Annotated in this window: 12 protein-coding genes and 1 pseudogene; 6 read left to right on the top strand and 7 right to left on the bottom strand. The window is 62.2% G+C overall.

The window, feature by feature from the left end:
* Positions 1-347: 347 nt before the first annotated feature.
* The 5 genes from H6844_20110 to H6844_20130 all read right to left on the bottom strand — a co-directional run bounded on the left by H6844_20110 (position 348) and on the right by H6844_20130 (position 5,792).
* Positions 348-1,322 carry an ATP-binding cassette domain-containing protein gene (locus H6844_20110; GenBank protein MCB9931708.1) on the bottom strand — a complete coding sequence of 325 codons (975 nt, stop codon included), beginning with the start codon at positions 1,320-1,322 and terminating at the stop codon, positions 348-350.
* Positions 1,319-2,335, bottom strand: coding sequence for an ABC transporter ATP-binding protein (locus H6844_20115; protein ID MCB9931709.1), 1,017 nt, complete (start codon positions 2,333-2,335; stop codon positions 1,319-1,321). Before H6844_20115 ends, H6844_20110 begins: the two co-directional genes overlap by 4 nt.
* Positions 2,336-2,352: 17 nt before the next feature.
* Positions 2,353-3,264 carry an ABC transporter permease gene (locus H6844_20120; GenBank protein ID MCB9931710.1) on the bottom strand — a complete coding sequence of 304 codons (912 nt, stop codon included), beginning with the start codon at positions 3,262-3,264 and terminating at the stop codon, positions 2,353-2,355.
* A gap of 15 nt (positions 3,265-3,279) precedes the next feature.
* A complete protein-coding gene (locus H6844_20125) occupies positions 3,280-4,197 on the bottom strand; it encodes an ABC transporter permease (GenBank protein MCB9931711.1) in 918 nt (305 codons plus the stop codon).
* A gap of 80 nt (positions 4,198-4,277) precedes the next feature.
* The gene (locus H6844_20130; protein MCB9931712.1) at positions 4,278-5,792 is read right to left on the bottom strand and encodes an ABC transporter substrate-binding protein; all 1,515 of its coding nucleotides are present in this window, start codon (positions 5,790-5,792) and stop codon (positions 4,278-4,280) included.
* Between the two features lie 467 nt (positions 5,793-6,259).
* Between H6844_20130 and H6844_20135 the strand changes: the two genes are divergently transcribed.
* From H6844_20135 to H6844_20160, 6 genes are all read left to right on the top strand, one after another.
* On the top strand, positions 6,260-8,797 hold the full coding sequence (locus H6844_20135) for a response regulator (GenBank protein ID MCB9931713.1): 2,538 nt from the start codon (positions 6,260-6,262) through the stop codon (positions 8,795-8,797).
* Complete coding sequence (locus tag H6844_20140) at positions 8,794-9,180, top strand: response regulator (protein MCB9931714.1); 387 nt, start codon at positions 8,794-8,796, stop codon at positions 9,178-9,180. Before H6844_20135 ends, H6844_20140 begins: the two co-directional genes overlap by 4 nt.
* A gap of 292 nt (positions 9,181-9,472) precedes the next feature.
* Positions 9,473-9,865 carry a response regulator transcription factor gene (locus H6844_20145; GenBank protein ID MCB9931715.1) on the top strand — a complete coding sequence of 131 codons (393 nt, stop codon included), beginning with the start codon at positions 9,473-9,475 and terminating at the stop codon, positions 9,863-9,865.
* Complete coding sequence (gene yaiO / locus H6844_20150) at positions 9,862-11,604, top strand: YaiO family outer membrane beta-barrel protein (GenBank protein ID MCB9931716.1); 1,743 nt, start codon at positions 9,862-9,864, stop codon at positions 11,602-11,604. The genes H6844_20145 and yaiO overlap by 4 nt, the downstream gene beginning before the upstream one ends.
* A gap of 2 nt (positions 11,605-11,606) precedes the next feature.
* Complete coding sequence (locus H6844_20155; protein MCB9931717.1) at positions 11,607-12,647, top strand: HEAT repeat domain-containing protein; 1,041 nt, start codon at positions 11,607-11,609, stop codon at positions 12,645-12,647.
* Positions 12,644-14,077: a glycosyltransferase family 2 protein gene (locus tag H6844_20160; protein ID MCB9931718.1), complete on the top strand. Its 1,434-nt coding sequence runs from the start codon at positions 12,644-12,646 to the stop codon at positions 14,075-14,077. The genes H6844_20155 and H6844_20160 overlap by 4 nt, the downstream gene beginning before the upstream one ends.
* A gap of 1 nt (position 14,078) precedes the next feature.
* On the opposite strand, the gene H6844_20165 is transcribed toward H6844_20160, so the two are convergent.
* Both H6844_20165 and H6844_20170 read right to left on the bottom strand, forming a co-directional pair.
* Positions 14,079-14,390, bottom strand: coding sequence for an Hpt domain-containing protein (locus tag H6844_20165; protein MCB9931719.1), 312 nt, complete (start codon positions 14,388-14,390; stop codon positions 14,079-14,081).
* A gap of 340 nt (positions 14,391-14,730) precedes the next feature.
* Positions 14,731-14,877: pseudogene (locus tag H6844_20170) on the bottom strand (IS481 family transposase).
* Between the last annotated feature and the right edge of the window lie 78 nt (positions 14,878-14,955).

Raw genomic sequence — 14,955 nt, forward strand, 5'->3', positions numbered from 1 at the left:
CGGCTGCGTGAGATCACCCGGCCCAACCGGCCTCGGAGTGTAATGCGCAGCTGCTCCTACACCATCAATCGGGACATGATCCAGCATGCGCTCGCCGCGCGAGTAAATCCGCTCTCTCCAACCTGCTGAGGTGTCCGGCCTATAGGGGGCAACATCACGCCAAGATGTGCTTTCCCCGCACGAACGGGGATGAACCTCGGACCTGCGGGCTGCGCTGGTGCGGATAGGCGTCTCCCCCCACAAGCGGGGACAAATCCGAGAGGGGCGTCGGCATTTTCCCCTTCAGGCCTTATTCGGGTTCAGGCCTTATTCGGGGTGTTGCTGGTACGACATCGCCGGCCCGGCCGCTACGCCGCCTGCTCGCCCGCATCGCCGGAGAGGTGGCACTCAACGAAGCCGTCGCCGGCCGACGGCACCGGCCGCGGCGGCACCTGCGAGCATTGCGGCATGGCACGGACGCAGCGCGGGTGGAACATGCAGCCGGGCGGCGGATCGAGCGGGTTGGGGAACACCGCGCCCAGTTGCGTGTCCGGTACGCCCCGGCCCGGCTCCGGCGTCAGCACGCTGGCCAGCAGGGCCTGGGTGTAGGGATGTTCCGGATTGCCGAACAGCGCCCCGGTCTCCTTTTCCTCTACGATCCGGCCCAGATACATCACGGCCACCCGGCTGGCGATGTGTTCCACCACCGCCAGATTGTGGCTGATCAGGACATAGGTGAGGCCCAGTTCCTTGCGCAGGTCCAGCAGCAGGTTCAGGATTTGCGACTGGACCGAGACGTCCAGCGCCGAGGTCGGCTCGTCGCAGATCACCACCTCCGGCTTCATCGCCAGCGCCCGGGCGATGGCGACACGCTGGCGCTGGCCACCGGAAAGCTGGCTCGGATAGCTGCCCAGATAGCGCCGCGACAGGCCGACCAGGTCCATCATCTCCGCCGCCCGCGCCCGCCAGTCGGCCGGCCCGCCGACCTTGTGCACGCGCAGCGGCAGGGTGACGATGTCCTCGATGGTCTTGCGCGGATTCAGCGAGGAATACGGGTCCTGGAAGATCGGCTGCACCCGCCGCGCCCGCGCCAGCCGGTCCATGGCCGACAAGGGCTCGCCGTCGAACAGCACCTCGCCACCGGTCGGCTCCTGCAGGCCCAACAGCATTTTCGCCATCGTGCTCTTGCCGCAGCCGCTTTCGCCCACCAGGCCCAGCACCGAGCCCTTTTCGACCTTCAGCGAGACACCGTTCACCGCGTGCAGCGGCCGCTTCCTCGCCATCAGGCCGCCGCCGACCTGGAAGACACAGGAAACATCGCGGGTTTCGAGGATCATGCTCATGCGGCCTGCTCCTGCCGGCCGGCGCTCTCCGCCTCCTCCGGCGTCATGATACAGCGATAGGACCGACCGCCGCCCACGCCGCCCAGGTCGCGCATGGCGTCGTAGCCGGCGCATTCGGGCCGGGCGTGGCCGCAGCGGTCGCGGAAAGCGCAGCCGGTGAGGTCGCCGATCAGCGACGGCACCAGCCCCGGGATCGAGCCCAGATGGCCGCCGCGCTCGGTCTTGCCGGGGATCGGGATGCAGCCCATCAGGCCGCGGGTGTAGGGGTGCAGCGGCCGCTCGAACACCTCGGCGGCCGTGCCCTGCTCGACGATCTGGCCCGCATACATCACCGCCACCCGGTCGGCGACGCGGGCGACCACGCCCAGGTCGTGGGTGATCAGCAGCAGGCCCATCTCGAACTCGCGCTGCAATTCTGCCAGCAACAGCAGGATCTGCGCCTGGATGGTGACGTCCAGCGCCGTGGTCGGCTCATCCGCGATGATAAGGCCCGGCCCGCACATCAGCGCCATGGCGATCATCACCCGCTGCCGCAGGCCGCCGGAGAGCTGGTGCGGATACTGCTTCAGCCGCCCGGCCGCGCCGGTGATACCCACCTTCTCCAGCAGATAGACGGCCCGGTCGCGCGCCTCCTGCCGCGGCACCCGCCGGTGGCGCAGCATCGCCTCTTCGAGCTGGTTGCCGATCGTGTAGGCGGGGTTCAGGCTGGTCATCGGCTCCTGGAAGATCATCGCCATGCGGTTGCCGCGCACCGCGGCCATCTCCCGCTGGCTCGCCCGCGCAATGTCGAGGTCGCCAACCCGCAGCACCCGCGCCCGGCGGTCGGCCCGTTTCGGCAGCAGGCCCATGATCGCCAGCGACGTCAGCGACTTGCCGCAACCGCTCTCGCCCACCAGGCAAAGCGTCTCGCCGCGGTCGATGGAGAACGAGATGCCGCGCACCGGGTGCAGCACACCCTCGCTCAGTGGAATATCGACGGTGAGGTCCTGGACCTCCAGCAGGGCGCTGCTCATCGAACCGACCCCTTTCCCTAGCTGCGGTTTTCCGGTGCGCTGACATCGCGAATGCCATCGCCCAGCATGTTGACGGCCAGCACCAGAACCGAGAGCGCGATGCCCGGAATGGTGATGACCCAGGGGTCGAACAGCAGGAATTCCTTGCCCTCGGCGATCATCAGGCCCCAGCTCGGCGCCGGCGGCTGCACGCCCAGCCCGAGGAACGAGAGCGAGGCCTCCAGCAGGATCGCGTGTGCCACCTCGAAGGTGGCAATGATGATCAGGTTGTTGACCACGTTCGGCAGGATTTCCGACAGCACGATGCGCCAGGTCGGGCAGCCGATGGCCCGCGCCGCGGCCACATAATCCATGTTGCGCGCCTGCTGCGTGGCGCTGCGCATGACCACGGCATACCGGTCCCAGAGCAGCAAGCCCAGCACCAGGATCACCGCCTCCAGCGAGCCGCCCACCAGGGCGACGATGGCGAGCGCTACCAGCACGATCGGCATGGAGAGCCGCGTCGTGATGACGAACGAGATCACCGCGTCGACCCGGCCGCCGAAATAGCCGGCGGTCACGCCCAGGGCAGAGCCGATAATGCCGGAGAGAAGGGCCGTGCAGATGCCGATCAACAGCGAGATCTGCGCGCCATAGATCAGCCGGCTGAGATAATCGCGGCCCAGATTGTCGGTACCCAGCAGATGCGCCGGGTCGGCGCCCTCCATCCAGAAGGGCGGGCGCAGGCGCGCGAACAGGTCTTGCTCGAACGGGTCGTGGGGGGCGAGCAGCGGCGCGAACACCGCCATCAGCAGGATGGCGAGCAGGATGCCGCCGCCGACCCAGACGGAGGTGTGGCCGCGCATGCGGCGGAACAGGCGCGCGGTTGGGCTCGGACCCAGCGCGCGGGCGGGGTCGAGAGCCGACCCGGGGGCGACGACGTCAGCCATGATTGCGCGCCCTCCTCAGGATACGCGAATGCGCGGGTCGAGCCACGCGTTCAGCAGGTCGGAAATGACGGTCAGGAACACGTAGAACATGCACACCACCAGCAGGATGGTCTGGATCACGGCGATGTCCTTGCGCAGGATCGACTCCCAGGCCAGATACCCGATGCCCTGCATCGCGAACACCGACTCGATGACGATGGCGCCCGAGAGCATGTGTCCGAACTGCACCGAGGCCAGCGCCACCACCGGGATGACCGCGTTGCGCAGCGCATGCTTGAACAGCACCCGCATCGGGCCGAGCCCCTTGGCATAGGCGGTGCGGATATAGTCCGCCGACAGCACTTCCAGCATGCCGGAGCGCGTGAGCCGCATGATCGGCGGCGTCGAATAATAGCCGAGCGTCACCGCCGGCAGGATGAAATTCTGCCAGGAATCGTCGCCGCTGATCGGCGTCCAGCCCAGCGTCAGGCCGAACACCACCATCAGCATGAGGCCCATCCAGAACGTCGGGATGGCCTGGCCGGCAACGGCGATGGTCATCGACAGCCGGTCGATCCAGGAATTCGGCCGCAACGCCGCCAGCACCCCGAACGGAATGCCGATCAGCAACGAGAGCACCAGGCCGGAGGCGGCCAGCCGCAAGGTGGTCGGCAGGCGCGTGGCCACCAACTCCCACACCGTTTCCGGGAAGAACAGCGACTGGCCGAAATCCCCCTGCACCGCCTTGCCGAGCCAGTCCGCGTATTGCACGATGATCGGCCGGTCCAGGCCGTAGGCCTTGCGGATTTCCGCAATGTCTTCCGCACTGGCCTCCTCACCCGCCAGCGCGATGGCGACATCGCCGGAAACGCGCACCAGGAAGAAGGCGATGACGGAGACGGTGATCGCCACGAGGATCGCCATCAGCAGGCGACGCAGGGTAAACCTCAGCAAGGTCGGCCGTTCCTTTTAACATGCACGGCGGCGTCCGACCGCTCCCTCCGGGGAAGAGGGCGGCCGAACGCCAAACGCCCCTATTTCCACTTCGCCCGGTAGAGATGGACGATCTCGTCCGGGGTCGGCTGGAAGTCAAGTTCCGGGTTCATGCCATAAAAATAGGCATAGCTCCACAGCGGCAGCCAATAAGCCTGCTCGGCGATGATCCGCAGCGCTTCCGCATAATTCTTCTTGCGCTCGGCCGGGTCGATGGTGGCGCCGCCGGCGTCCAACAACGCCTTGACCTGCGGGTCCAGCGCGGTGTCGTCGGACCGACCGTCGAAGAAGTAGGCGGTGATGTTGGCGATATCGTTGACCGAGCCGGAACCCCAGGTCATGAAGTCGAACGGCACCTCGTCATTGCGCACCTTGTCGCGCAGAGCCGAGTACTTCATCCATTGCAGGTTCGCCTTGATGCCGACCTTGCTGAGGAAGCCCATCATCGCCTCGGCCACCGGCCGGTCACGATAACCGTAGAAGTCGATGCTGAAACCGTCGGGATAGCCCGCTTCCGTCAGCAATGCCTTGGCCTTGGCCGGGTCATAGGCGTAGCGCGGCGCATCCGGCGACTCGCAGCCGAACTGGCTCGGATAGCAGGCCAGGTCCTGCACGGTGCCGGCACCCATCAGATTCTTGACGATGGCCTCGCGGTCGATGGCATAGCTGATCGCCTGCCGCACCTTCTGGTTCGTCACCGGCGTGTCGCCGGATTTGCCGGCGGCGTCGAATTGCAGATAGCCGACGCGCATGGTCTCGCCCGCGACCACATCCACGTTCGGCATACGGCCCAGTTTCTCACCCTGCTCCTTGGACAGGCGCCAGATCAGGTCGGCGTTGCCGGCCAGAAGCTCGGCGATCTGGGTGTTGGTTTCCGGGATGAACCGCATCACCACGGTGCCGATATGCGGCTGGCCCTTGCCACCGCCGAAATACTTCTCGTTCTTCTCCAGCACCAGCCGCTTGCCCGGCTCAACGGAAGCGGCCTTGTAGGGGCCGGTGCCGACCGGCGCGCGGCCGTAGCCGTCCTTGCCGACCTTCTGGTAATACTGGTCCGGATACATCACGATGGAGGTCGAGAGATATTCGATCGCCGGCGCAAACACCTTGTCCAGATGCAGGCGGACGCTGTATTCGCCGGTCTTTTCGACGCTGGAAATCCATCGCACCGGGTTGCGGTTCGCCATCTTGTTGTCGGGATCGTTCACCATGTTGATGGTGAAGACCACGTCATCGGCGTCGAACTTCTCGCCGTTGTGGAAGGTCACCCCCTGGCGCAGCGTGATATCGATGGTCTTGGGGTCGGCATATTCGATCTTGGTGGCCAGATGCGGCACATATTCCCCGGTATCCAGATCGCGCCAGTAGAGGCTGTCCCAGATATGCCGGGAGAGAATAGTCCCCTCGCGCAGGGTCTGGTCATAGTAATTGTAGGTCGGCGGCTCGTAGGTCGTGACCCAGGTGAGCGTGTCGTCGTCCTTGCCGGCCTGGGCCGCCCCAGCCACTCCGATGCCGGCCACTGCCAGCATTGCCGTCTTCCATAGCCTCATTCGCATGCCTCTCGAACTCCCAGTGGTTTGGGGTGCCGTGACGATGGGCACCCGTGGCTGTTGATACGGCAAAACCGTACCCGGCAGCCGGTACAATGCCAACCGCCAAACCGCCTCGCCCACTATGCAACCGGCATACCAAACAGTGTATTCCGGGATTCCGACGGCCGCCCCTCTCTCATGGCGGCCGCCGCCGCTGCGCCATTGGGCACCAGGGCCCATTTCGCATGCACGGTCCCCCCGAACAGCGTCAAAAGTGCGTAAGGATATTACGACTTCGGCAACGCCAATACTGCCGATCCTCCGCCGGATCCGCCCCACACCCCATACGGCGACCGCTTCGCCAAACGCACCGGTCCCATGATGCCTAAAAAGAAAGAGAAATTCCCAGAATGTCCTGAAAAACTTATGTTAAATTTTATTTAATTTGTTAGAATTGATACATCTCCATAACATACGCATATGCATACATAATGATGGAAATTATCGCTAAGCTTATCGAGAGCTGTGCTGTTGTCGTTGTCGCCGGGATATTCCTGACGCTCGTTGGCCAACGGTTTCAGACATCGGCCATTCGAAACGGCATCGTGGTTGGGGTCATCTTTGGCGCAATCGGCATTGTCAGCCTGTTGACGGCGGTGGAAGTCGGGGCGGGATACCGCATCGATGCCCGCGACGTGGCCGTCGCCCTTTCAGTGCCGGTTGGAGGCACAGTCGGCGTTGCCATTACTGCGGCTATTCTGTCTCTATCACGCTTTTATCTCGGCGGTGCTGGAATGCTGGAGGGAATTTTCACCCTTTGTCTGGTTGCAGTCGGTTCCGCGGTGTTCTGGACCAACGCGCAAAAACACCGGGAAAAACGGCTTTTTCTCAAGGACATTCTGGTTCTAGCCAGCATCACTGCCGCCTCTCCCGTTATCGCCTCCCTAATTGTGTCCGCCTTCGCGCTGGAAGCGCCGGATTTCTCCGTGCTCAAACTGTCCGTGCCGACAAATTTTGCCGGGACGATGCTTTGGGGCGTGGTGATGGCGCGGGACGCCGAACGGAGATGGGTCCTCGCCGCCTTTGGCAAACGGGAGGAACAACTCCGGTCCGTAGCCAACTACGTCTCCGATGCGCCGCGGGGTTTGGATCATCTGGTCCATGCCCTGGCGACCCAACTCCAGGCTTTGGCCAACAACGTGCCGGGCATCCTGTTCCAACTCTACCTGGATGAGAAAGCAAGCCCGCGATTTCGCTATGTCTCCAAAGGGGCCAACCGGTTGCTGGGGATCTCGCCGGAGAAGCTGGTCGAAAGAGCGGATATCATATCCACCTTGGTGTCTCCCGAAGCGTTGCGGAAAATCCTGGAATCGATCCGGGATTCGGCCGCCGATTTCACGCCCTGGACCAACGAAGCGGAGTTCGTGCTGCACGACGGGCGATCCCTTTGGCTCCGCATTGCCGCCGAACCGCGATATGACTCGGACGACCGTCTGGTTTGGGACGGCTCCATGTTCGACATCACCCAGGAAAAGCGCAACGAGCAGATGAAGAATGAGTTCATCTCGACCGTCAATCATGAGTTGCGCACCCCATTGACGTCCATCCGAGGTTCATTGGGGCTGGTTGCCGCCGGGACGGCCGGTGAATTGCCGGACAAGGCAGCCGCTCTGATCAAAATCGCCCTTTCCAACAGCGAGCGGCTGGTCGGCTTGATCAACGACATCCTCGACATTGAAAAGATCGAAGCCGGTCGCATGACCTTCGACCTGGAGCGGCAGCCCATTACCCCGTTGATCGAACAGGCCATTGAAGCCTGCAAGGGCTATTTGGTCGACTACGGCGTCACAATCGCATTCGCCGATCACGAAGGGGGGATGGAAGCCACGGTGGACGGTCGCCGGATGCACCAGGTGCTGGTCAACCTGATGTCGAATGCCATCAAATTTTCGCCGAAGACCGGAACCGTGGAAATCCGCCTCGAACGCAAGGGGGATTGCATACGGATCGTCGTCAGCGACAACGGCCCCGGTATCGACGAGACGTTCAGGGACAGGGTCTTCAAGAAGTTTGAACAGGCGGATGCTTCCGATTCCCGCGAAAAGGGCGGCACGGGCCTCGGCCTCAGCATTGTCAAGGCACTCGTGGAAGGGATGAACGGTGATGTCTCGTTCGAAACGGAAGTCGGGGTCGGCACCAGTTTCTACGTGGATCTCCCTGCGATTGGCTCGTCGGACCGGCAAACCATAGACGCTGCGCCCGGGCGACCGCGCGTCCTGATTTGCGAAGATGAAATGGATATCGCCCAGATCATTTCCCTGTCACTCCAAGAATACGGGTTCGCCAGTGACATCGCTCTCAACATGGAGGCTGCAAAGGCCTTCCTTTCAGAGACCGACTACGATGCCATGACCTTGGATGTTCGCTTGGCGGGGGAATCGGGCATCACATTGCTCAATGACGTCAGACGCCTCAAATCCGGGGCAAACTTGCCCGTCATCGTCATTTCCGTCATCGCGGACGAGGCACGGCAACAGATCAACGGCTCGGCGATCGGAATCGTAGACTGGTTAGAAAAGCCGATCGATCTTCATCGGCTGAAGGAGACGGTGAAGCGTATGCGGGAAGGCAACTATCAGCGCAAACCATCGGTTCTGCATGTCGAAGACAACGAAGATGTCCTCGATGTCGTTGCGGCGAGCCTGGGCGACGATCTTGCATTCTCGTGCGCGCGGACTGTTTCCGAAGCCAGAACCAAGCTTTCCAATGCGTATTTCGATGTCATTATCCTGGATCTGGACTTGCCGGACGAACCGGGCGAATCGCTGCTGGATTGTGTCCCCCCCGAGACGGCCGTCATCATTTTCTCGGCAATGGATGTGGACGAAAAACTGGCCCGAAAGGTTCAGGCAGCCATGACAAAAACCCGAACCTCCGAACTATCGATTGCGTCTATGGTGCGTGGGCTCGTGGCCTTGAATCGAAACGCGATCAATGCCGACCAAAACGCGGAAGGCGCACACCAATGAGCGAACTGCGTCTGCTATACGTTGACGACGATCCGGATATCCGCGAGGTCGCCTCCCTTTCGTTGTCACTGGACCAGGACATCGTAGTCCAAACCTGCGCCTGCGGTGCCGATGCGCTGGTCGTCGCGGCCGAATGGCAGCCGCGAATCATCTTGCTAGATGTGATGATGCCGGAAATGGACGGCCCCAGGACCCTTTCGCTATTGCGCGCCAATGAAAGGACCGCCGACATACCGGTGATTTTCATCACCGCCCGGGCTCAAACCCATGAGATTGGTCGGTTCCTGGCTCTCGGGGCGATTGGCGTCATCGTCAAGCCGTTCGACCCCATGACCTTGGCGGCCGAGGTTCGCGGCTACATTGATCGCGTTGATATAAAGTAAACTTATAATTGAAAAGCGAATGCGCCACATTCGTAATGTATTAATTGGCGGTCGTAATTTCAATTTGGAAAAATTGATATTAAATAAACAGACAGTAATATTAAATATTATACGGGAATTATCGGCAGAATCGAGAGAATAGATTCTGCGGCAATAATATTGTACGAAAATATTCTGATAATAACGGTAATATAATAGGGATTCTTCTTAAATATAGGCAGGGATTGCGAGGCATGCTATCTCGTTAGGTCTGAAAACCACGGAACAATTTAAGATGTTGGAGTGCACTGGCATGGAGTCCGGGCTCAAGGTCTTGGTTTGCGATGATGACCCACTGCTCGTTGAACTGATGGAAATGCGCCTGGGGGCCAAAGGCTACGCCGTGGTTACCGCCACCGACGGCATCGAAGCGCTCCAGATAGCGCAGGTGGCCCACCCGGCGTTGATTGTGCTGGACGCGATGATGCCACGTGCGGACGGCTTCGAAGTGCTGTCGCGACTGAAAGCCGACCCGAACCTCTCAACGATCCCGGTGATGATGCTGACGGCGCGAAAAGCCGAAAAGGATATTGTTTCCGCCCTGGATAAGGGCGCCGAGGACTATCTCATCAAGCCCTTCATCCCGGACGAATTGATCGCCCGGATCGGCCGGCTGCTGAAACGCCGCAACGGCGAAGGTCGATGACCCACCGGCTCCTTCGGTCATGCGCTGCGGTCATATTGTTTGGCGTTGCAGCGGTGATCGCAGGCGCGGCCCAAGGACAGAGCGTCAGCCAATTGTATCGCGAGGGCGTTGAGGCGCGGCAGGCAAGGGACTTCTCCAAGGCGGTCGCCCTCTTGCAGCAGGCGCGCGCGCTGGATCCTGAAAATGCCGATGTCCTCGTCCAACTCGGCTTTGCGCAGTTGGGACGCGGGGATCCGATCGCCGCGCATCATGCGTTCTCGGACGCCCTCGAACTGGCGCCCGACTATCTGGATGCGAATTATGGCATTGCGCTGGTTAGGTTCCGGCAACGTCGCTTTGCGGAGGCGCGGGCGATCATGCAGCGATTGACCGAGGCCGCGCCCGAACGCCGGGATTTTGCCGCCTTGTTCGGTGGAATCAAGAAGGCGATGGCAAACGCGCGCGCCGTCCGCTCGAAACCCAACCGGCCACCGGCGGTCAAGCCGCGCGTCGCGGCCCTGCCCGATCGCATGGAGCAGGCGCGCCGGCAAAAGGAAGACGGCGATCTTGCGGGAGCAGAGGCGACATACCGGCGAGCGCTGGCCCTGGCTCCGGAGAATTTCGACGTGCTGTACGCCCTGGGCTTGGTGAGCGCGCAGCAGCAGAAATACGAAGACGCTCGGCATTTCTATCATGCGGCCTTGGCGGTTGTGCCGGGCTCGATTGCGCCCCGCCTCGGCCTGGTGCGATTGGCAATCTGGCAGAACGATCTCGCTGCGGCTCGCGAGCAGATTGACCAACTGAAAGCCGATGCGCCGGATAATGTCGAAGTCGCCTTGGTCGAAGCGCGTATCGCCTTTCTGGAAGGCGACCTTGTGCGGGCGGAGGCCGGGTATGCCGCCATCCTCGCCCGCTGGCCAAAGAACGTGCCGGCTCTCGTCGGACTGGGCGATGCGCGACGGCAACGGCAGGATGAAGACGGCGCACGCGAGGCGTATGGACGGGCTTTGGCCGCAGCACCCGGTTCCCAAGCGATTCAACACCGTCTGGTGCAGCCCGCGCCGCGTCGATGGCAAATCCGCCTCAACACCGAGGGCAGCAATCTAACCAATGGCAGGGGAAGTTGGACCGACAGTGTCACGACATTGTCCTGGCAATGGGCGCCGGAAACGACGGTATCCGTACGTTCGCGCCTGGCAACCCGGTATGGCCGGACGGACGTCGAGCCCGGGATTCGGGTCGATCATCGCCACGGGCAGTACCTCTCGGCATTCGCCGAAACGAGCGGCACCCCCGACGCGGATTTTCTGCCGCGCTTTAAACTGGGCGGCGGCGTCGGTATCCGCGTCGCCAAACCCTTCGGCCCGCTGGGCCCACTATACCTGCATGCAGAGGTCGCCTTCGAGCATTACGGAAACTCCAACATCTGGACGGCGAAACCGGGACTCCAACTCTATGGTCTGGATCAACGTCTGGCCGTCAGCATGCGCTGGATCCGTTCCGAGGATGACCGCGGCGCAACCTCCGACGGCTACCTTCTCCGCGCCGACGCGGTGGTAACCGATCGGCTGCGCGGTTTTGCGGGATACGCGGACGCGCCGGAAATCTCCTTGGGTCGGTTGGAGGAGGTGCAGACGGTCTTTGGCGGCGTCGCAGCGGAGATCAGCCAAGACCTGACGGTGCAGGCCAGCTTCGCCCACGAACAGCGGCGCGCCTTCAACCGTGATTCGGTCGGCGTCGGCCTCACGATCAGGTTCTAGCGATGCTGACGGCTGTGTGGACCCTCTCGCTCGTGCTCATCGCGGCGTCTTTGCTGGCCGCCATAGCGCTCGTTTTGCGGCGCATGATCACCGATCGCCGAGCCAAGACGACGAACGCCGTGCGAAAGCAATTGCTCACGGCACTGGTGTGGTTCAGCAATGACGGCAACACGGCAAAGCTGCTGACCGCGCTCCGACACGCGCCACCGCACATCGTTGCCGATGCGATCACCGAATTCCTGGCGCTGGTTCGGGGGGACGACCGCGAGACGATCATCGCGGCGCTGCATCGGTTCGGGCTGCCGGAGTTTCTGGCCCGGGTCCTGAAAAAGGGGAGCCAGCCGCGCCGGTTTCACGCAGCAGAATTGCTCGCCGCCTTTCCGGCTCATGTCGCCATTCCCCACCTGCAAGAAGCGCTGGATGCCGATCCATCGCAGGACGTGCGGTTGGCGGCCGCCATGGCCCTGGCAGACTTACAAGCCTTGCCTCCGCTTTCATTGATCATGGCCAGGCTCGGCAGGGGCGAACAGTATTCCTGGCGCCTCAACGATCTGTTCCGCCGCCTTCCCACCGAACGCGCCGACGAGCTGGAGAGGATTGCCATGGCAGAAGATGCACCGGACCTCGTTCGAAGCGCGGCGATCGACGCCTTGGTTCCCATCCGTGGCATGTATGCGCGGGAACAGTTCGAAGCCTTGGCGGCCGCGCCGTCGCCAACGGTGGCCGGGGCCGCGATCCGGGCGTTGGGGTATGTCGGCGATTCCAACTCGTCCGAGGTTCTGGCGCACGCCATGGGCAGTTCGAACTGGGACGTCCGGGCGGACGCCGCCGAGGCAGCCGGGCGGCTTGGCGATACCGCCCTGCTGAACCGGTTAGCCGGCCTGCTGAACGACCCGGTCTGGGCCGTGCGCTATGCGGCCGCCAAAGCCATGCGGCGGGCCGGAGCGCGAGGAGACCGGCTGCTACAGGAGGCGGCGACATGTGGGCCTCCTCGAAGCCAGCGCACGGCTTCTCTCGTTCTGGCAGAGGGAGCGAGCCAATGAGCGGCGGTTGGAGCGAAAGCATTGTCCTGGTATCGACGATCCTGGCGTGGGTGATCATTGGCTCCGGCGTGGCGCAAAACGCCGTCTACCTGCTCCAACTCCTGATTTCCGGCTTCACCTTCATCCGACGGCCGCCCGGTGCCCGGTCGCATCTGCTCTGGCATCGCTACAGCGAGGTCGCGCCGCCGATTGCAGTGATCGTTCCTTGTTACAACGAGGCCATGAATGCGGTGGAAAGCGTCCATTCTTTGCTCGCGCTGCATTACCCGGACTTCGAGGTCATCGTCGTCAACGACGGATCCAAGGACGAGACGTTGCAGTGTCTTGTCGAGGGGTTCGATCTCGTTCCCTACCATCGCCCCTTCGAGGAAGCGCTCGCACACATGCCAATCCGCGGTATCTACTCCTCTCCGCGCAACGAGCGTCTCGTGGTGGTCGACAAGGAGAACGGCGGCAAAGCGGATGCGCAGAACGCCGGTATCAATATCAGCCGGGCGCCGGTGTTCTGCGTGATCGACGGCGATTCCATCCTGGAGCCGGATGCCCTGATGCGCGCCGCCAAACCCTTTATCGACGATCCCGAACGGGTGATTGCCGTCGGTGGCACCATCCGCATCGCGAACGGATCGCTCGTAGAAGACGGTCGCGTGAAGGAGGTGCGTTTGCCCACGCAAATCCTGCCATTGTTTCAGATTATTGAATACCTGAGGGTGTTTCTGGTGGCGCGCCTGGCCTGGAGCCGCTTCAACACCCTCATGCTCGTCTCGGGCGCGTTCGGCATGTTCCGCCGGGCCGACGTGGTGGCGGTTGGCGGGTTTACCAAGGGGTCGTTAGGCGAGGATCTCGATCTGGTCATTAAATTGCACCGCTACATGATCGATTCCGGCCGGAAGTACCGGATTGAATTCGTTCCGGAACCGGTCTGCTGGACGGAAGCCCCGTCGACACTCGGCCTCCTGGCGCGGCAGCGGTCCCGCTGGCAGCGAGGGGCATTGGAGGTGTTCTTTCGCTACCGGTCCATGGTGTTGAACCCTCGATACGGCCGCGTGGGCGTGTTGGGATTTGGCAACATGCTGGTGATGGACGTGATCGGGCCGTTCGCAGAATTGCTCGGCTACTTTCTGATGCCGACGTTTTGGATCCTGGGGATTCTCTCGTTCAACTTTATTCTGGCCTTTACGGCCCTGATTTTCACATATGGCGTCGTAATCAGCATATGTTCTTTGATCCTGGAAGAAACGGGATTGCGGCGCTTCCGGCGGCCGCGGGACCTGGTCATTCTGACCGTCATGGCCGTGTTGGAGAATTTCGGTTATCGTCAGATCAACAACTATTGGCGCCTCAAAGGGTGCTGGCAGTATTGGCGCGGCGATACCGGTTGGGGAGAGATGACCCGCACCGGATTTTCAACGCAGAAGACCGGCAAGTGACCTAGCCGGCGATCCGCCGCATCTCTGCGAGCAGGTCGTCAAATCCCTCTCGGATCTCGTCAGCATCTCCCGGAGGGCTCGCAATCAGAAGCTCCTCCAGTCGGGCCGCACGCTCTCCCAGTTCACAGAAGCCCAGCGTGCCGGACGATCCCGAAAGCGAATGGACGATGCCGGCGAGAGGCTTGCCATCCGCCTCCGATTGCGGGTGCAACGCGGTCATGGCTTCCAGCGTCGCCAAATCAGTTCGGACGCGAGCGCGAAAACGGACCCGCAAGCTCTCAAAAATATCTTCTGTCACGCTGACCTTCGCCATGTGGCGTTCCGGCATGATGGACCAAGGCAGCGGTTGCGCAATTTGAAGGCAACGAAACGAACCCTGGCATGATAACTATAAGCGACAGTAGGACAGTTGGCCATGGTAACGGCAGGATGATCCGGTTGGGTGCGGGGTAATTGTCGTCCATCTTTCGCTTTTCTGTCTGACCAGCTTCCCGGGCATTGGACTGAACCGCCCTGGGGTTCCCGGAGAGTGAAGCCCGCCGAGGATATCCATTATGGCGGACAGTCTTTCGCTGACACGCCCGTCGCAGCCTGTTGACCGCCGAAGCGGAATATCCTGCCCAAGGTCGGCCCCGTAGCAGTTCCTTCGATGGGAGGCACCGACGCAGAACTGACCGCGTCAGGTGAGGTATCGACGGCTGTAGGGCATAGAGACAATCATCCAGCGCCAGCTGCGTGTGGCGGGGGAATGCGACGACCATCGCCTCCTCGACCTCGGGCAGGACGGTGGATCTCGGCTCGGGCAGCGTACGGGATCGCGGCGCCCCCGTGACGAACGTGTCCCATAGGGCTTTCTTCCATTCCGCAGAAAGCATCGC

This window comes from Alphaproteobacteria bacterium (genome assembly GCA_020638555.1).
GTDB lineage: Bacteria > Pseudomonadota > Alphaproteobacteria > Bin95 > Bin95 > JACKII01.